The organism is Sphingomonas sp. SORGH_AS_0438 (genome assembly GCF_031453475.1).
Taxonomy (GTDB): domain Bacteria; phylum Pseudomonadota; class Alphaproteobacteria; order Sphingomonadales; family Sphingomonadaceae; genus Sphingomonas.
In genome coordinates, this window is sequence record NZ_JAVIZS010000001.1 from 3,210,246 (window position 1) to 3,227,500 (window position 17,255).

At 63.6% G+C, this 17,255-nt stretch carries 12 protein-coding genes, 1 tRNA gene, 2 rRNA genes and 1 pseudogene (1 of these 16 only partly in view); 7 read left to right on the forward strand and 9 right to left on the reverse strand.

What is annotated here, in order from left to right; all coding sequences use genetic code 11:
- Positions 1-99 precede the first annotated feature (99 nt).
- Positions 100-936 carry a 2OG-Fe(II) oxygenase gene (locus QE452_RS15095; RefSeq protein WP_309659440.1) on the forward strand — a complete coding sequence of 279 codons (837 nt, stop codon included), beginning with the start codon at positions 100-102 and terminating at the stop codon, positions 934-936.
- Between the two features lie 62 nt (positions 937-998).
- Here QE452_RS15095 and QE452_RS15100 read toward each other — a convergent pair whose 3' ends face one another.
- The 3 genes from QE452_RS15100 to sucC all read right to left on the reverse strand — a co-directional run bounded on the left by QE452_RS15100 (position 999) and on the right by sucC (position 4,065).
- Positions 999-1,928, reverse strand: coding sequence for an FAD-binding protein (locus QE452_RS15100; protein ID WP_309659439.1), 930 nt, complete (start codon positions 1,926-1,928; stop codon positions 999-1,001).
- Positions 1,925-2,674 (reverse strand): electron transfer flavoprotein subunit beta/FixA family protein, encoded by a 750-nt coding sequence (locus QE452_RS15105; RefSeq protein WP_125996725.1) that lies wholly within the window; start codon positions 2,672-2,674, stop codon positions 1,925-1,927. Before QE452_RS15105 ends, QE452_RS15100 begins: the two co-directional genes overlap by 4 nt.
- A gap of 191 nt (positions 2,675-2,865) precedes the next feature.
- Positions 2,866-4,065 carry an ADP-forming succinate--CoA ligase subunit beta gene (gene sucC / locus QE452_RS15110; protein WP_125996724.1) on the reverse strand — a complete coding sequence of 400 codons (1,200 nt, stop codon included), beginning with the start codon at positions 4,063-4,065 and terminating at the stop codon, positions 2,866-2,868.
- Positions 4,066-4,199: 134 nt separating this feature from the next.
- On the opposite strand from sucC, the gene QE452_RS15115 reads away from it, so the two are divergent.
- Positions 4,200-4,745 (forward strand): sterol desaturase family protein, encoded by a 546-nt coding sequence (locus QE452_RS15115; RefSeq protein ID WP_309659438.1) that lies wholly within the window; start codon positions 4,200-4,202, stop codon positions 4,743-4,745.
- 146 nt (positions 4,746-4,891) lie between these two features.
- Here the strand turns inward: QE452_RS15115 and QE452_RS15120 are convergent, their stop codons facing one another.
- Positions 4,892-5,827: a ribose-phosphate pyrophosphokinase gene (locus QE452_RS15120; protein ID WP_309659437.1), complete on the reverse strand. Its 936-nt coding sequence runs from the start codon at positions 5,825-5,827 to the stop codon at positions 4,892-4,894.
- 89 nt (positions 5,828-5,916) lie between these two features.
- On the opposite strand from QE452_RS15120, the gene gltX reads away from it, so the two are divergent.
- Complete coding sequence (gene gltX / locus QE452_RS15125; RefSeq protein WP_309659436.1) at positions 5,917-7,245, forward strand: glutamate--tRNA ligase; 1,329 nt, start codon at positions 5,917-5,919, stop codon at positions 7,243-7,245.
- A 474-nt stretch (positions 7,246-7,719) separates the two neighbouring features.
- On the opposite strand, the gene QE452_RS15130 is transcribed toward gltX, so the two are convergent.
- Both QE452_RS15130 and QE452_RS15135 read right to left on the reverse strand, forming a co-directional pair.
- Positions 7,720-8,967 (reverse strand): serine hydrolase domain-containing protein, encoded by a 1,248-nt coding sequence (locus tag QE452_RS15130; RefSeq protein ID WP_309659435.1) that lies wholly within the window; start codon positions 8,965-8,967, stop codon positions 7,720-7,722.
- Positions 8,968-8,992: 25 nt separating this feature from the next.
- Positions 8,993-9,808 carry a TonB-dependent receptor gene (locus QE452_RS15135; protein WP_309659434.1) on the reverse strand — a complete coding sequence of 272 codons (816 nt, stop codon included), beginning with the start codon at positions 9,806-9,808 and terminating at the stop codon, positions 8,993-8,995.
- On the opposite strand from QE452_RS15135, the pseudogene QE452_RS15140 reads away from it, so the two are divergent.
- The 4 genes and pseudogenes from QE452_RS15140 to QE452_RS15155 form a co-directional block, all read left to right on the forward strand.
- Positions 9,793-10,062 (forward strand): annotated as a pseudogene (locus tag QE452_RS15140) (transposase); the annotation flags it as partial. The gene QE452_RS15135 and the pseudogene QE452_RS15140 overlap by 16 nt on opposite strands.
- 69 nt (positions 10,063-10,131) lie before the next feature.
- A complete protein-coding gene (locus QE452_RS15145; protein WP_309659433.1) occupies positions 10,132-12,333 on the forward strand; it encodes a TonB-dependent receptor in 2,202 nt (733 codons plus the stop codon).
- A gap of 39 nt (positions 12,334-12,372) precedes the next feature.
- Positions 12,373-13,776, forward strand: coding sequence for an aldehyde dehydrogenase family protein (locus QE452_RS15150; protein ID WP_309659432.1), 1,404 nt, complete (start codon positions 12,373-12,375; stop codon positions 13,774-13,776).
- Positions 13,773-15,434, forward strand: a complete 1,662-nt coding sequence (locus tag QE452_RS15155; RefSeq protein ID WP_309659431.1) for an AMP-binding protein — start codon at positions 13,773-13,775, stop codon at positions 15,432-15,434. Before QE452_RS15150 ends, QE452_RS15155 begins: the two co-directional genes overlap by 4 nt.
- 72 nt (positions 15,435-15,506) lie before the next feature.
- Here the strand turns inward: QE452_RS15155 and QE452_RS15160 are convergent.
- The 3 genes from QE452_RS15160 to QE452_RS15170 form a co-directional block, all read right to left on the reverse strand.
- A tRNA-Met gene (locus QE452_RS15160) sits at positions 15,507-15,583 on the reverse strand.
- Positions 15,584-15,681: 98 nt separating this feature from the next.
- Positions 15,682-15,796 (reverse strand): 5S ribosomal RNA (rrf, locus tag QE452_RS15165).
- A gap of 124 nt (positions 15,797-15,920) precedes the next feature.
- A 23S ribosomal RNA gene (locus QE452_RS15170) occupies positions 15,921-17,255 on the reverse strand; it runs 1,486 nt beyond the window's last position.

Consider the following 17,255-nt stretch of genomic DNA (forward strand, 5'->3'; position numbering starts at 1 on the left):
AAGTTCCGCCTCAAAACGGTTTTTTTCGTGCGCGCCGTTGTCGGCAACCGGTGCCATTGATACAGTTAAAGGGGGACTAATCTAAGTAACAGGGTGGCAATGACTGAACTCAGCTTTTCGGGGACCGGTTATCGCCGATTCGACCATCAACAATGCGATGATGTCGGCAACCGCTATGCAGCAGCCTATCAGTCCGCCGCGCCCTATCCGCACATCGTGATCGACGATTTTCTCGACAAGGATATGCTCCGCAATGTCGCGGACCATTATCCCGCCACCAACGGCCGCACCTATTTCGACCGGAGCCAGGAGCGGTTCAAGTTCCAGTTCGGTCCCGATGCAATCAGCCATCCCGACACGCTGAACCTACTTGCCGAACTCAACAGCCTGGCCTTCATCTCCTTCCTGGAGAAGATGACCGGCATTACCGGGCTTATTCCCGATCCTCATTTTTCCGGGGGGGGCCTGCACCTTACCCGGTCCGGCGGGCATCTGGGCGTCCATGCCGATTTCAACATCCATCGCGAGCTGAAGCTGGAACGTCGCCTCAACCTGCTGGTCTATTTGAATGACGACTGGGGCCCCGAGTTCGGCGGCGAGTTGGAGCTATGGGACACGAAGATGACCAAATGTGAGGTCAGCGTGGCCCCGGTGCTGGGCCGGGCCGTGGTCTTCAGCACGACGCTGGACAGCTATCATGGCCAGCCCAATCCCCTGGCCTGTCCGCCCGATCGGGATCGCCGCTCGATCGCCACCTATTACTATACGGCCTTCACCGAGGGACTGGACGCAGTGCCGCAGCGCACCACCAATTTCCGCAGCCGTCCCGGTACGACGGACAAGAAGGACCGTCAGGTGGCGCTGAACCATCTCATTAACGACTGGGTGCCCTTGCGACTCCAGCGCTATGCCCGGAAGCTGAACCGCTTCCAGTAACCGGCACCATAATACAGCGGAAAGGGCCAGCCCGCGTCGGACGCCGGCTGGCCCCTTGTCGCTTACAGCTTCTCGGTCAGCTCCGGCACGACCTTGAACAGGTCGCCGACCAGGCCCAGGTCCGCGACCTGGAAGATCGGCGCATCGTCATCCTTGTTGATCGCGATGATCGTCTTGGAATCCTTCATGCCCGCCAGATGCTGGATTGCGCCCGAGATGCCGACCGCGACATAGACTTCGGGGGCGACGATCTTGCCGGTCTGGCCGACCTGATAGTCGTTGGGCGCATAGCCCGCATCGACCGCCGCGCGGCTGGCGCCGACGCCGGCGCCCAGCTTGTCCGCCAGCGGATCGATCAGCGCGTGGAACTGCTCTTCCGAACCCAGCGCGCGGCCGCCCGAGACGATGATCTTGGCGCTGGTCAGTTCCGGCCGGGCATTGGCCGCGATCTCAGACCCCACATAGCTGGACAGGCCCTGCTCGCCCTTGGAGGCGACCGGCTCGACCACGCCCGAACCACCCTCGGCCGCCGCCTTGTCGAAGGCGGTGCCGCGGATCGTCAGCACCTTCTTCGCATCCGCCGACTGGACGGTGGCGATCGCGTTGCCGGCATAGATCGGCCGCGTGAACGTGTCCGGCCCCTCGACCGACAACACTTCCGACACCTGCATCACGTCGAGCAGCGCGGCGACGCGCGGCGCGATGTTCTTGCCGGTGGTGGTCGCGGCAGCGATGAAGGCGTCGTGATGGCCCATCAGGTCCACCACCAGCGGCGCGACATTCTCCGCCAGCGCATGGGCATAGGCGGCGTCATCGGCGACATGGACCTTGCCGACGCCGGCGATCTTCGCCGCCGCCTGCGCGACGCCGTCGACGCCCTGCCCGGCGACCAGCAGATGCACCTCGCCCAGCTTCGACGCGGCGGTCACCGCGGCGAGCGTGGCATCCTTGACGGCCGAACCGTCATGCTCGACCCAGACCAGCGTCTTCACTTCGCCACTCCCATCGCCTTGAGCTTCATCACCAGTTCGTCGACATCGGCGACCTTCACGCCGGCCGAGCGCTTGTTCGGCTCGGCGACCTTCAGCGTCGTGATGCGCGGGGTCACGTCGACGCCGTAATCGGCCGCCGTCTTCTGCGCCAAGGGCTTGGACTTGGCCTTCATGATGTTGGGCAGCGAGGCGTAGCGCGGCTCGTTGAGGCGAAGGTCGGTGGTGACGATCGCCGGCAGCTTGAGCGCATCCGTCTCCAGCCCGCCATCGACCTCGCGCGTGACGGTCGCGGTATCGCCCGCGATCTCGATCTTGGAGGCGAAGGTGCCCTGCGCCCAGCCGAGCAGGCCGGCCAGCATCTGGCCGGTCTGGTTGTTGTCGTCGTCGATCGCCTGCTTGCCCAGGATGACGAGCTGCGGCTGCTCCTCCTCGACGATCTTCGCCAGGATCTTGGCGACGCCCAGCGGCTCGACGCGCGTCTCGGCGGTGACCAGGATGCCGCGATCGGCGCCCATCGCCAGCGCGGTGCGGATCGTCTCCTGCGCCTTGGGCTCGCCGATCGACACGACCACGATCTCGGTCACGCCGGCGCGATCCTTCAGGCGGATCGCCTCTTCCACGGCGATCTCGTCGAACGGGTTCATGCTCATCTTGACGTTGGCGAGATCGACGCCCGTGCCGTCCGCCTTCACGCGCGGCTTCACATTATAGTCAAGCACCCGCTTGACCGGCACCAAGACCTTCATCGAGCTTCCCTCTCACTAATTTTACAGGGCGACATTGCCCATGATGTGGCGGTTTCGCGTGGTTTTCGCAAGTCCGGTATGGCGAAGCGCCGTTGCCGTAGCGGCAAATGCCTCCATCCTCGCTCCCTCAACGAAAAAGGGCCCGGACGTTTCCGCCCGGGCCCCTTTCCGCATGGCCGAAGCCCGCCGAATCAGGCGACCTTCTTCACCTCGGCCACGATCTTCTGGGCGGCGTCGCCCAGGTCGTTGGCGGGGACGATCGCCAGGCCCGAATTGGCCAGGATGTCCTTGCCGGCCTGCACGTTGGTGCCCTCCAAACGGACGACCAGCGGCACCGAGAGGTTCACTTCCTTGGCGGCCGCAACGATGCCCTCGGCAATGATGTCGCAGCGCATGATGCCGCCGAAGATGTTGACCAGGATGCCCTTCACCGCCGGATCGCTCAGGATGATCTTGAACGCGGCGGTGACCTTCTCCTTGTTCGCGCCGCCACCGACGTCGAGGAAGTTGGCGGGGAACATGCCGTTCAGCTTGATGATGTCCATCGTCGCCATGGCCAGGCCGGCACCGTTGACCATGCAGCCGATGTCGCCGTCGAGCTTGATGTAGGCCAGGTCGTACTTCGACGCCTCCAGCTCCATCGCGTCCTCTTCGGTGGTGTCGCGCAGTTCCATCAGGTCCTTGTGACGGAACATGGCATTGCCGTCGAAGCCGACCTTGGCGTCGAGCACCATCAGCTTGCCGTCCTCGGTGACGGCGAGCGGGTTGATCTCGATCTGCTCGGCATCGGTGCCGAGGAACGCGGCATAGAGCTTCGACGCGACATTGGCGGCCTGCTTGGCGAGGTCGCCGGTCAGTTCCAGCGCGGCGGCGACGGCGCGGCCGTGATGCGGCATGAAGCCAGTCGCGGTGTCGATATCGATCGAGTGGATCTTCTCGGGCGTGTCATGCGCCACGGTCTCGATGTCCATGCCACCTTCGGTCGATGCAACCATGGAGACACGGCCGGTCGCGCGGTTGACGAGCAGCGCCAGGTAGAATTCCTTGGCGATGTCGACGCCATCGGTGACGTACAGGCGGTTGACCTGCTTGCCGGCGTCGCCGGTCTGGATCGTCACCAGCGTGTTGCCGAGCATCTCGGTGGCGTGGGCGCGCACCTCCTCGGCCGTCTTGGCCAGGCGGACGCCGCCCTTCGCCTCGGGAGCCAGTTCCTTGAACTTGCCCTTGCCGCGGCCGCCCGCATGGATCTGCGCCTTGACGACATAGAGCGGCCCGGGGAGCTTGCCCGCCGCCTCGACCGCTTCGTCGACGCTGAGCGCGGCGTAACCCGCGGGGACGGGAACGCCGAACTTCGCCAGCAATTCCTTCGCCTGATATTCGTGAATGTTCATGGGCCGCCTCGCCTTATGCTATGCTACGGGTAGGACAGGCGGCCCTTCGCACATGCGGGCGGGCAAATCTACCCCGTCCGCACATCGTCGCCCAAGTCTTGTTGCAAACGCATCGCAATATATATGGAATTCGCATGAGCTGGCCGATCGGCATCGCCCTCTTCCTCCTGACCGTGATCGGCATGGAGGGTTTCGCCTATGCGATGCATCGCTGGGTGATGCATGGACCCGGCTGGTTCCTGCACGCCAGCCATCACCGCGCCCGCGCCGGGCATTGGGAATGGAACGACCTCTATGCCGTGATCTTCGCGGTGCCGTCGTTCGTGATGATCTTCGGCGCGATGCAGCTGGGCTGGTGGCCGGGGCTGGTCTGGATGGGGGCGGGCGTCGCCGCCTATGGCGCGATCTATTTCGGCTTCCACGACGTGATCGTGCACCAGCGCATTCCGACCCGCTATCTGCCCAGGTCCCGCTATATGAAGCGGATCGTCCAGGCGCATCGCCTGCACCATGTGGTCGAGACGCGGGAGGGCAATGTCAGCTTCGGCTTCCTCGTCGCGCCCGATCCGGCGGGACTGAAGGCGGAGCTGAAGCGCCGTCAGCGGGCCGGCGTGCGGGGGCCACGGAGGGACGCCGGGGGTTCGCATGACGACGCCAAGACGCGGAGCACCGAAGCGTAATCCACGCCCGACCTGTTCCCCGGCGAAGGCCGGGGCCCAGTTGGGAAGGCATGTGCGATGAAGTGATGCGCTTCGTTAAGCCTCGCTTTCCACCTGCCCCCCGCCTCCGCGCGGGGGGCAAGCAGAGCCTTCTTCGCGCGAACCTCTCAGTCGAACAGGCTCGACACGCTGGTCTCATCGGCGATGCGCTTGATCGCCTCGCCTAGCAACGGCGCGATCGGCAGGTGGCGGATCTTGTCGGTGGAGCTGATCGACTCGTGATTGCCGATCGAGTCGGTGATCACCAGCTCGCGCAGGGCCGAGCCCGCGACTCGCGCCACCGCACCGCCCGACAGCACGCCATGCGTGACATAGGCGACGACATCCTCCGCCCCCGCCGCGCGCAGGGCGGCCGCCGCGTTGCACAGCGTGCCCGCCGAATCGACGATATCGTCGATCAGCACGCAGAACCGGCCCTCGACATCGCCGATGATGTTCATGACCTCGGACTCGCCGGCGCGCTCGCGCCGCTTGTCGACGATGGCGAGCGGGGCATTGTCGAGCCGCTTGGCGAGCTGGCGCGCGCGGACCACGCCGCCCACGTCGGGCGAGACGACCATCAGATTCTTGCCCTCGAACCGCGCCAGGATATCCGCCGACATGACCGGCGCGGCATAGAGATTGTCGGTCGGGATATCGAAGAAGCCCTGGATCTGCCCGGCATGGAGATCGACGGAAAGGACGCGGTCCGCGCCCGCAACGGTGATCAGGTTGGCGACCAGCTTGGCCGAGATCGGCGTACGCGGCCCCGGCTTCCGGTCCTGTCGCGCATAGCCCATATAGGGGATCACCGCCGTGATGCGCCGCGCCGACGCACGCTTCAGCGCGTCGATGATGATCAGCAGCTCCATCAGATTGTCGTTGGCGGGGAAGCCGGTCGACTGGATGACGAACACATCCTCGCCGCGCACATTCTCTTGGATCTCGACGAAGATCTCCTCGTCGGCGAAGCGGCGGACCAGCGCGTCGGTCAGCGGCAGTTCGAGATAGTCGCCGATCGCACGCGCGAGCGGCAGGTTGGAATTACCGGTAATCAGTTTCATGGTGATGACTCCCCGCGCCTTAGGGCGTGCCCTTAAGCGGCATGGGCGGGTAGCGGAAGGGGCATCGGCACCCTAGAGGGACGGGTACGATGACCACGACCCGCTTCGCCCCCTCGCCCACCGGCCGGCTCCATGTCGGTAACATCCGCACCGCGCTGCATAATTGGCTGTGGGCGCGGAAGACGGGCGGGCGGTTCCTGCTGCGCATCGACGATACCGATTCCGAACGGTCGGAGGAGCGGTTCGTCGAGGCGATTCGCGCCGATCTCGCCTGGCTGGGGCTGGAGCCCGATGCGGAGGTCCGCCAGTCGGAGCGATTCGCGCTCTACCAGGCACGGTTCGACGATCTGGTCGCGGCCGGCCGCCTCTATCCGGCCTATGAGAGCGCCCAGGAACTCGACCTGAAGCGCAAGGTGCTGCTCGGTCGCGGGCTGCCGCCGGTCTATGACCGCGCCGCGCTGCGCCTGACCGATGCCCAGCGCGCCGCGCTGGAGGCGGAGGGCGTGCGCCCGCACTGGCGGTTCCGCCTCGACCATGACGCCCCTCTGGCCTGGGACGATCTGGTGCGCGGGGCGCAGAGCTTCGATCCGGCGACGATGAGCGACCCGGTGGTGCGTCGGGCCGATGGTTCCTGGCTCTACATGCTCCCGTCCGCGATCGACGATATCGACATGGGCATCAGCCATGTCGTGCGCGGCGAGGACCATGTCTCCAACACCGCGCTGCAATTGCAGATGTTCCAGGCGATGGGCGCGACCCCGCCCCGTTTCGCCCATGCCGCGCTTCTGACCGGTGCCGAGGGTAAATTGTCCAAGCGCCTGGGTTCTCTCGGCGTCGATCACTTCCGGGATATCGGCATCGAGCCGCAGGCGGTGCGCGCGCTTCTCGCCCGGATCGGCACCAGCGATCCGGTCGAGCCGATCGCCGACATGGCGCCGCTGCTGGACGGATTCGACTTCGCACGGTTCGGCCGTGCCCCGGCGCGGTTCGACGAGGCGGAGCTGGCGCAGGTCAGCGCACGGATCATCCACCAGCTGCCGTTCGACGCGGTGGTGGATCGCCTCCCCGCCGGCATGGACGACGCCGCCTGGGACGCGGTCCGCCCCAATTTGGAGCGGGTCGCGGATGCCGCCGACTGGTGGCAGGTGATCGAGGGGCCGATCGCCCCCGCAGCGCTGACGGACGAGGCCGATTACCTCGCCCAGGCGGCCTTGGCGGCCGAAGCGCTCGACTGGTCCGCCGACCCCTGGCACGGCCTGACGAACGCGCTCAAGGCATCGACCGGCCGCAAGGGCAAGGCGCTGTTTTTGCCGCTCCGCCGCGCGCTGACCGGCCGTGACCATGGCCCCGACATGGCGGCGCTGCTGCCGCTGATCGGCCGGGCGCGCACGATCGCCCGGCTGCGCTCGGCCGGGTGACCCATGTCGCTCTTGGAGCGACATGGGTGGGCCCTTCACCCGCTGGCTACGGCTGGGGTGATCTGGAAACGGCGCAGCCGCCTTTGGGGGCAGCGCAGAACCCGATCAATTGGGCGACATCACGCTCGTTATCTCGGTTTAGGCATCCGCTCAAACTGACGACGCGCCTCGCGTCTACCCCGACACATGACGGTTTGCCGACCGGCCGGGACGCACGCCAAGCAGACGGCATTCCGTGCGCATCCTGAAGGGCGCGGATGGCGACAAGCGTCATCTTCAGCTAGCTCTCTCTTCTTCGGCCAGAAGGCGTTTTCGATAAGGTGCCTGCCACGATATCGCTCCTCGTCGTTGCGGATTGCGCGTTTTCGGTTGCGTCGTCCCGGCATGACGGGAACGGCTCCAGCGTCCCGGAGCGAGCGGCGCAGTTGGTCGGCGTCATGGCCCCTCAAGGCGGTGACTGGGTTCAGACCCCCATCACCGCCGCGACAAAGCATTCGCAAGTTCGCCGACCATTGTTCTTCCATTACGCATTTGATGAAACGGCACGGGTACGGGGGTGGCACTTTGAATAACGACCACCATGTCCTGTTTCGGAAGAACGTAAATCTGCTGCCCGTAGATACCGAGTGCCGCGAAGGCACCGTCGTCGCCGATCTGGTGGCTGCCGGTTCCACGAGGCATCGTCCACCATTGATAGCCGTACCCCATCCCGTCAAAGTCCTTGATGGCGCCGGGACGGATGAAGTCCGGACCCGCCGGATCGGTCGCGTCGTGGAACCAGGTGGGCGGCACGACATGCTGGCTGCCGATCCGCCCGCCGTGAAGCGCCAGCAGCCCGAACCGGGCCATGTCGCGCAAGGTAGCGCTGAGACCGCCCTGCGCGACCTCATAGCCGTCACGGTCCAGACGCCAATAGGCATCGTCTTCCATGCCCATCGGAACCCAGATCTTTTCGGATAGATATGCGCTCAGCGAACGCCCCGTGGCCTTGGATATGATTCGGCCAAGCACATAGGTGTTGGCGCCGCTGTAGCTGAAATGGGTCCCCGGCGCTGCCGCACGGGGCAATCCGGCCAAGTACTGCAGCGGAGCGGGCTTGTCGGGATCGGTATAGGCCAGCCCCAGTCCCTGAGGCTCGTTCGTTTCATAGGCATCGTGCAGATCGATCCCCGAACTCATCCTCAGGGTCTGGCGAATCGTCACTCCGTCCCACGCCGGGCCGGCGAGTTCGGGCAGATAGCGGGTCACCGGGTCGTCGAGACTGCGGATCGCACCGTCGCGCAGGGCAGCACCCAGCAACGTCGAGGTGATCGACTTCGACACCGAGAACATGACCCAGCGCGATCCCGGCATATTGCCCATGCGGTAGCGTTCCGCGACGATCCGTCCATGGACCAGCACTATCATTGCCGCGGCCTGATTGGCTTCCATGAAGCCATCGATATCAAGCCGTTTCCCGTCGATCAGCGCCTTGGTATCGAGCGGCGGCCCATCGGGCAGCGGGCTTGACGATCCACCATGGCGAACCGCTCGCACCGGGTAGGGCGTAAGTTCGTCCATGTTGCGAAACACGAAGGGCCGTTGGGCAAGTGGCAGCGTGTGATAAGCGTGGACCGACCCCAAGCGGTAACTGCCCACCGGCGCCTCGTCGGCGGCCGCCGTCGCCGTCCCGACAAGGGAAGTCAGGGCCGCGAACACGGCTGCACCCCGGATGGTCTTCATGGTCCGTCCTCGCTTTGGTTGGGGATCAGAAACTGTAGCTACCGGTCAGGCCGAAGGTCCTCGGCCGCAAGGTAAGCTCGCGGACCATTACCGCGTTTCTATTGACGTGCGTTCGACGCACGACATCCGTCGAATTGAGCAGATTGTTGACGAACAAGGACAGGTCGATTCCGCCGAAGCGGCTACCAAGTCGCATGTTCACATAATTGCTCTGATCGGCCCGGTACAATGCCGCATCGTAGCTTACCGCCGGCGACCGAGGCAGGAACTGGTAGCTGCTGGCATAATTATAGTCGATGCGAGCATAGAAGTCCTTCGACGCCAGAGCGAATTTGTAATTAGCGCCAAGCGTCACGGTCCATGGCGGGGTAGGGAGACGGTCGCCCCTGCTGACGATGGTCGATCGCGCCCCGGTAGCGGCGTTCGTCACGCCGCCCAGCACCGTCTCGCGATTGGTGGCGTGGGTGTAGGCCGCACTTGCCGAAAGGCTGAGGCCCTCAAGGGGCGAGAACTCCAACTGGAGATCGCCTCCCTTACTGACGGCCGATCCGAGGTTCGAGGTGAAAGAGAAGCCACAAGCGAGCGAAACCCGCTGCTGGATATTCGACCAGTCGATGTAGAAAGCGCTGCCCGAAATGCGCAGGCGGTTGCCAAACACCTTCTGCTTGACGCCGGCTTCATAGCTCCAGACGCTATCCGACCTGTAGGATGTGGGGGCCGCCTGGAAGCCGATCGCGGCCAACTCGGTCGCGCAGACGGCGGTGGAGATATTAGGATTGGCTCCGCCGGTACGGAAGCCCTTGGCAGCGGTGGCATAGATGAGACTCGCCAGGCTCACCATGGGAGAACGGCTATAACGAGAGCTTCAACGGGTCGCTTCGCGACGAGCTGCTCAATGGCGAGATCTTCTACAGCCTCGCGGAGGCCAGGGTGCTGATCGAGGCGTGGCGCAGTCACTACAACACCGTCCGGCCACACAGCAGCCTGGGCTACCGTCCACCGGCCCCGGAAGCGGTGACACCGCCATTGCCGGCCTCCGGTTCCGCTTCGCTCCACCTACGCCCGGCAATGGCGGCGGAGACAACAATGCACTAACTAACAACCCGGACCACCCGGTGGGGGCTGCTCATTTCCCGAGCCGGCACGATCGCGCTCGCTGCTTCCATGGCACTCGCGGCGTCACCGGTATCCGCGCAAACGGCGCCGGCACCGGATGCCACCGCTTCCGGAACCACCGAGACGGATCCATCCCCGTCAGGCGAAATCATCGTCACGGCGTCGAAGCGATATGAAAGCCTCCAGTCGGTGCCGATCTCGGTCTCTGCCATCGGCGGCGACACCCTGGCGAAATCGCACACGACGCGGATAGATGACCTCACCAGCAAGGTCGCCAATCTTCAGATGACCGGCATCGTCGGCGACAATACGCCGATCTTCAGCCTGCGCGGCGTCTCGATGTCGGATTACAGCCTCAACCAGTCCAGCCCGGTCGCGACCTATTATGACGAGGTCTACAAGGGTAATTTCGCATTCCTCGGTGTCGCGATGTACGATCTGGAGCGGATCGAGGTGCTGCGCGGGCCACAGAGTACGCTGTACGGCAAGAACACCACCGGCGGCGCGGTCAACATCATCAGCCACAGTGCGACGCTGGGGGAGAATAGCGGCTACCTCAACCTCGGCTATGGCAACTACAACCGCGTGGACGCGAACGGCGCGATCAACCTCGCTCCGGGCGACGACGCCGCCCTGCGGGTCGCCGGCATCTACTCCCGTGCCGATGGCTGGTTCAGGAATGTGCTCCCCGGTTTTCCCGACCTCAACTCGACGCGAGAGTTCGCCTTTCGCGGCACCTTGCGATGGGACCCGAGCGACAGGCTGAATCTGGTGCTCCGCGGTTCGGTCAGCCAGCAGACCCCGCAGAATTACGGCATCTACGCCCAGAACGCGGACCAGTCGCGCATCGGCGGGCTCGGCCGATATCAGATCGCCTCCGACGTCGCGGTCCGTCGCATCGCGCGCACGCAAGCGGTGTCGCTAACCGCCAATTACGAACTGACCGATACGCTGGCGTTGACCAGCATCACCTCTTACGATCACGGCACCCTCTTCTTCACCGAGGATACCGACGGCCAGGCGAGCAAGACGCTCGAAATCCCTTATGGGGATCGTGCCAACCAGTTCGCGCAGGATCTGCGGCTGACCAGCAGCAACGCAGGCCCCTTCGATTTCATTCTCGGGCTTTATTACAACCGCGAGAAGGTGTTCAACAGCACGTCCTTCAACATATTCAACGATGTCGATCTGACCGGCGACGGCAGGGTCAACTCGGCCGATTGCGCGGCCGGAGTCGCCGCGGCCAATTTCGTCGCCTGCCAGGTGCGAAATCGTTTCGACCAGTTGAAGAAGAGCTTTGCGGCCTATACGGACCTCAAATTCAGAGTCACCGACGCCGTGACGTTGCGCGGCGGGCTTCGCTATACGCATGATACCGGCCGGCAGACCGGCTTCCGCTCCGATGCCTATGGCGTCGACGACGTTCTGGTGGCAAACCTGATCCCGCTCACCTCGGCCGCGTTTGCCACCGACAATCTCTCCGGCAAGATCGGCCTCGACTACAAGCTGGCCGATGGCAATCTCCTCTATGCCAGCGTCAATCGCGGCTATCGCGCGCCGAGTTTTAATGCGCAGGCCTTTTTCCAGCCGAACGAAGTGTCGGTGGCCAAGGACGAACGGATCACCGCCTACGAAGTCGGTGCCAAGACACGCCTGTTCGGCCGCCGCGCCACGCTCAATCTCGCGGCCTTCTACTACGACTATCGCAACCAGCAATTCATCAACGTCGATCCGGCGACCGCCGCGCAGAGGCTGCTCAACATTCCAAGGTCGCGCATCTTCGGCGGTGAAGCCGAATTCAATGCGCGCATCATCGATGGTTTCCAGCTCCGCGCTGGCCTTGGCCTGCTTTCGACCAAGATCATCGACGGCAGCGTCAGCGGCAGGAACGTCAACGGCAACACGCTTGCGAACGCGCCGTCCCTCACCTTCAATGTCGGGCCGGACATCACGCTGGCGCGTGGCGATTTCGGGACGATCAGCGTTCACCCCTCGGTTTCGTATCAGTCGAGCCAGTTCTTCGAGGTCATCAATCAGCCGATCCTGAGGCAGAAAGGCTATGCGCTACTCGATGCCCATCTCGATTACGAAAACGCCAGCGGAAAATTCTCCGCGTCGGTATGGACGAAGAATGCGGCGCAGCAATTCTACTTCACGTCGCGCGTCGACCTGCTGGCGGGCTTCGGATTCATCTACAATCACATCGGCAATCCGCGCACCTATGGTGTGACGCTGGGCTATAAATTTTAACTAGAACATAATTTTCTGTTGGAGAGGATGGAGATGGTCATGGTGGATTGCCAAATGCTGATCGGCGGCAAATTGGTCGATGCGGCGAAGCGTCTGGACGTCGTCAACCCCGCGACGGGCCAGCCGTTCGCCACCGTGCCGCACGCCAGCGTCGCCGACGCCGATGCCGCGATCGCCGCAGCCCGCGCTGCGCAGCCGGCCTGGGCAGCGCGTCCGCTGGCGGAGCGCCGTGCCGCGCTCGTCGCGCTCGCCGATGCGATCGCGTCGCATGGTGACGAACTGAGCCGGCTGCTGACGATGGAACAGGGCAAGCCGCTGGCCGAGGCGAAGGGTGAGGTCGCGTGGACCGAGGGCTATCTGCGTCATTACGCGACGCTGGAACTGCCCGATCGGATCATCCAGGACGATGCGAGCGGCTATATCGCCGTCCGGCACCAGCCGCTCGGGGTCGTCGTCGGGATCATCGCCTGGAACTTCCCGTTGCTGGTGGCGTGCTGGAAGATCGGCCCCGCCGTGCTGGCCGGAAACGCCATCGTCCTCAAGCCGGCACCGACCACACCCGTGACGGCGCTCCGGCTGGGCGAGATCGCGAAGGACATCTTCCCGGCCGGTATCGTCAACACCATCACCGACGACAATGATCTGGGACCACATCTGACCGCCCACCCCGATGTCGCCAAGGTCGGTTTCACCGGCTCGACCGCCACCGGCAAGCGGATCGCGGCCAGCAGCGCTGAGACGCTCAAGCGCCTCACGCTGGAACTCGGCGGCAACGACGCGGCGATCGTGCTGGCGGACGTCGATGTCCGCGAGACGGCGCGTGGCATCTTCGACAGCGCCTTCCTCAACTGCGGCCAGGTCTGCCTCGCGGTGAAGCGGGCCTATGTCCATGCCGACATCTATGATGCGATGTGCGCCGAACTGGTGCGGCTTGCCCAAGAGGCGGTGGTGGGCGACGGACTGGAACAGGGGGCGACCATCGGCCCGATCCAGAACCGGGCACAGTTCGAGAAAGTGAAGGGTTTCCTCGACGCGGCCCGTGGCGAAGGCACGATCGTCGCCGGCGGCAAGGCCATGGAACGCGCCGGCTATTTCATCGAGCCGACGATCGTCCGCGACGTGACCGATGGCGCCAGGATCGTCGATGAGGAGCAGTTCGGTCCGATCCTGCCCGTGATCCGCTTCGACGATGTCGACGACGTGATCGCGCGCGTCAATGCCTCCGACTACGGCCTCGGCGGATCGGTGTGGAGCGGCGACGTCGATCGCGCGACGGCCATCGCCGGCCGGATCGCCGCGGGGCAGGTATGGGTGAACCAACATATCGCGATCGGCCCGCACATCCCGATGGCGGGCTTCAAGCAGTCGGGTCTCGGTGCCGAGCAATCGGTCGAGGGGCTGGCGGAGTATACGCAACTCCAGGTCGTGAACGTCAAGCGATGAGCGGCCTGTCGATCGCGTGCGGTCCGACCGACACGCCGCTGCTGGAGATCACGATCGGCGACGCGCTGCGCGACGCGGCGGACCGCTGGGGTGACCGGCTGGCGCTGGTTTCGCGCCATCAGGCGATCCGCTGGACATGGGCCACGTTCGACGCCGAGGTCGATCGTATCGCGTCCGGCTTGCTCGCGAGGGACGTCAAAGCGGGCGACCGGGTCGGGATCTGGGCACCCAATTGCGCCGAATGGGCCGTCATCCAGTTCGCCACGGCCCGGATCGGCGCGATCCTGGTGAACATCAACCCGACATATCGGATCAGCGAAGTCGAATATGCGCTGAACAAGGTCGGCTGCTCGGTGCTGGTCACTGCAACGCGGTTCAAGAGCAGCGACTATCTTGCGATGCTACGGGAACTGGGGCCGACCAAGTTGCCGGATCTGCGGCTGATCGTCACGCTTGGCGAAGAGCCACATGACGGCTTGATGCCGTGGGCCGATCTTGGCGCCACGACAAATCGAGAGGCCCTCGCGGCGGCGGCGGGGCTCGATGCCGACGATGCGATCAACATCCAGTTCACCAGCGGTACGACCGGCCTGCCCAAGGGCGCGACACTCACGCACCGCAACATCCTCAACAACGGCTATTTCACCGCCCGCACGCTGCGCCTGACGCCGGATGACCGGATCGCGGTGCCAGTGCCACTCTATCACTGCTTCGGGATGGTGCTCGCCAATCTCGCGGCGGTCACGAGCGGCGCGGCCCTGATCTATCCCGGGGAAAGCTTCGATCCCGGTGAGGTGCTGAAGGCTGTAGCGGCAGAGCGCTGCACCACGCTATACGGCGTGCCGACGATGTTCATCAACATCCTCAACCACCCCGATCGCGCAACCACCGATACCACGTCGTTACGCACCGGCATCCTCGCCGGCGCCCCCTGTCCGCTCCCCACCATGCGGGAAGTGATGGAGCGCCTCAACATGCGCGAGGTCACGATCGGCTACGGAATGACCGAGACCAGCCCGCTCACCACCCAGACCGCCACCGACGACCCGATCGAGGAGCGCGTGGGGTCGGTCGGTCGCGTGCATCCCCATGCGCAGGCCAAGATCGTCGGTCCCGACGGTGCAAGTCTCCCTTACGGACAACAAGGCGAATATTGCTCGCGCGGCTATGAGGTGATGCGTGGCTATTGGAACGATCCGGAACGGACCGCCGAGGCGATCGATGCCGACGGCTGGATGCACTCAGGCGACCTGGCGACGATGGATGCGCGCGGCTATGTCCGCATCACCGGCGGCATCAAGGACATGATTATCCGCGGCGGGGAGAACATCTATCCCCGCGAGATCGAGGAGTTCCTGCTCGGGCATGTCGCGATCGCCGATGCGCAGGTGTTCGGCGTAACCGATGCAATCTATGGCGAGGCTGTCTGCGCCTGGATCATCCCCCGCCCCGGCGTTCCACTCACACCGAAGGACGTGGTCGCATATTGCACGGAGCAGATCGCCCACTACAAAACACCGCGCCACATCCGAATCGTCGACGCTTTCACGATGACGGTGACCGGCAAGGCCCAGAAGTTCGCGATGCGCCGTATCATGGAAGTGGAACTTCAGACGACAGCCGACGTCGCGTCTGCCGCTCCAGCGCCATCCGTATAGCAAGGCCCCGGCTGGGGTTGGGCCACAAACGACAAGGCCGCCCCGAGGGGCGGCATGTTGTGGCGAGTGATATGGTTGCGGGGACAGGATTTGAACCTGTGACCTTCAGGTTATGAGCCTGACGAGCTACCGGGCTGCTCCACCCCGCGGTGGCTGGCGTGTGGACCAGCGTGCCTCTCTTTTGGGAGAGGTGTTTTGTGAATGGGTTCTTGATGTGCACGGTATCTCTCGCGCCACGGGCTACAATGCCTGGCGACGACCTACTCTTCCACTGCTTAGGCAGTAGTACCATTGGCGCAGAATGGTTTCACGGCCGAGTTCGGGATGGGATCGGGTGGGACACAAACGCTATGGTCACCAGGCAATGAAGCCTGTGGCGCGGGAGGGGTGCTTGGGGGTTAAAATCGATGCGTGCACTTTGGTGTTTCTGGCTGTGATGCAATCCCACGCCCGTATCAGCAGCGCTGATATTGGGGGTGTGAGCTCATCAAGCGCGAATAGAGCGATTAGTATCGGTTAGCTTCACGCGTTACCGCGCTTCCACATCCGATCTATCAAGGTCGTGGTCTTCGACCGCTCTGAGAAATCTTATCTCGAGGGAGGCTTCCCGCTTAGATGCTTTCAGCGGTTATCCCGTCCGTACATAGCTACCCTGCTGCGCCGTTGGCACGACGACAGGTACACCAGAGGTACGTTCAACCCGGTCCTCTCGTACTAGGGTCAACTCCTCTCAAATTTCGACGCCCACGGCAGATAGGGACCAAACTGTCTCGCGACGTTCTGAACCCAGCTCACGTACCACTTTAATTGGCGAACAGCCAAACCCTTGGGACCTGCTCCAGCCCCAGGATGTGATGAGCCGACATCGAGGTGCCAAACAACCCCGTCGATATGAGCTCTTGGGGGTTATCAGCCTGTTATCCCCGGCGTACCTTTTATCCGTTGAGCGATGGCCCTTCCACGAGGGACCACCGGATCACTATGACCGACTTTCGTCTCTGCTCGACTTGTCAGTCTCGCAGTCAGGCGGGCTTATGCCATTGCACTCTAACAGCCGGTTTCCAACCGGCCTGAGCCCACCATTGCGCGCCTCCGTTACTCTTTAGGAGGCGACCGCCCCAGTCAAACTACCCGCCACAGAGGGTCCCTGATCCCGCTTCAGGGATCGAGGTTAGACATCAGAAAACAACAGGGTGGTATTTCACCTATGGCTCCACACCGGCTGGCGCCAATGCTTCAAAGCCTCCCACCTATGCTACACAGTTCCTTCCTAATGCCACTCTGAAGCTGCAGTAAAGGTGCACGGGGTCTTTCCGTCTAACCGCGGGTACTCCGCATCTTCACGGAGAATTCAATTTCGCTGAGCATGTCCTGGAGACAGTGGGGAAGTCGTTACGCCATTCGTGCAGGTCGGAACTTACCCGACAAGGAATTTCGCTACCTTAGGACCGTTATAGTTACGGCCGCCGTTTACCTGGGCTTCATTTCAGAGCTTGCACTCCTCCACTTAACCTTCAGGCACCGGGCAGGCGTCAGGCCCTATACGTCGTCTTGAAGCCGACTTAGCAGAGCCCTGTGTTTTTGCTAAACAGTCGCTACCCCCTGGCCTGTGCCCCCCATGAGAGCTTGCGCTTACATGGGGCCTCCTTCTTCCGAAGGTACGGAGGCAATTTGCCGAGTTCCTTCAGGACACTTCTCTCAAGCGCCTTGGTATACTCTACCTGACCACCTGTGTCGGTTTCGGGTACGGTCTATACGGTGGGGCTATTTCCCGGGACAGTTTCGAAGCCCAGCCAATCCGTTAAGGCTGAACAACACACA

Bases quoted from the DNA above. Each gene is read 5' to 3' on its own strand.
- QE452_RS15095 (WP_309659440.1), top strand. From the start codon at position 100: ATGACTGAACTCAGCTTTTCGGGGACCGGTTATCGCCGATTCGACCAT.
- QE452_RS15105 (WP_125996725.1), bottom strand. From the start codon at position 2,674: ATGAAGGTCTTGGTGCCGGTCAAGCGGGTGCTTGACTATAATGTGAAG.
- sucC (WP_125996724.1), bottom strand. From the start codon at position 4,065: ATGAACATTCACGAATATCAGGCGAAGGAATTGCTGGCGAAGTTCGGC.
- QE452_RS15115 (WP_309659438.1), top strand. From the start codon at position 4,200: ATGAGCTGGCCGATCGGCATCGCCCTCTTCCTCCTGACCGTGATCGGC.
- QE452_RS15120 (WP_309659437.1), bottom strand. From the start codon at position 5,827: ATGAAACTGATTACCGGTAATTCCAACCTGCCGCTCGCGCGTGCGATC.
- gltX (WP_309659436.1), top strand. From the start codon at position 5,917: ATGACCACGACCCGCTTCGCCCCCTCGCCCACCGGCCGGCTCCATGTC.
- QE452_RS15130 (WP_309659435.1), bottom strand. From the start codon at position 8,967: ATGAAGACCATCCGGGGTGCAGCCGTGTTCGCGGCCCTGACTTCCCTT.
- QE452_RS15135 (WP_309659434.1), bottom strand. From the start codon at position 9,808: ATGGTGAGCCTGGCGAGTCTCATCTATGCCACCGCTGCCAAGGGCTTC.
- QE452_RS15145 (WP_309659433.1), top strand. From the start codon at position 10,132: ATGGCACTCGCGGCGTCACCGGTATCCGCGCAAACGGCGCCGGCACCG.
- QE452_RS15150 (WP_309659432.1), top strand. From the start codon at position 12,373: ATGGTGGATTGCCAAATGCTGATCGGCGGCAAATTGGTCGATGCGGCG.
- QE452_RS15155 (WP_309659431.1), top strand. From the start codon at position 13,773: ATGAGCGGCCTGTCGATCGCGTGCGGTCCGACCGACACGCCGCTGCTG.